The following is a 227-nucleotide window of genomic DNA, read 5'->3' as shown; positions in this document are numbered from 1 at the left end:
TGCCACTTTGTGGTTCATGACTGGGGTGAAGTCGTAACAAGGTAGCGCTAGGGGAACCTGGCGCTGGATCACCTCCTTACGTAAAGATTGTGCATTGATGAGTGTTCACACAGATTGATTTGGTTTAAGTAGTAAAGAGAGTATCTTAGTGTCCCGTTCGTCTAGAGGCCTAGGACACCGCCCTTTCACGGCGGTAACAGGGGTTCGACTCCCCTACGGGATACCAT

1 tRNA gene and 1 rRNA gene are annotated in these 227 nt (G+C 50.2%); both read left to right on the top strand.

Annotated features, from left to right (window positions below):
• Positions 1-79: ribosomal RNA gene (locus tag AACS00_RS11655) — 16S ribosomal RNA — on the top strand; the annotation flags it as partial.
• Between the two features lie 71 nt (positions 80-150).
• Positions 151-226 (top strand) — tRNA-Glu (locus tag AACS00_RS11650).
• Position 227 lies beyond the last annotated feature (1 nt).

The sequence above is a fragment of the Vibrio sp. 11986-1-5 genome (assembly GCF_963878025.1).
Classification (GTDB): domain Bacteria; phylum Pseudomonadota; class Gammaproteobacteria; order Enterobacterales; family Vibrionaceae; genus Vibrio; species Vibrio injensis.
Note: the sequence above shows the minus strand (reverse complement) of the source record. Positions and strands in the feature narration are given on the sequence as shown.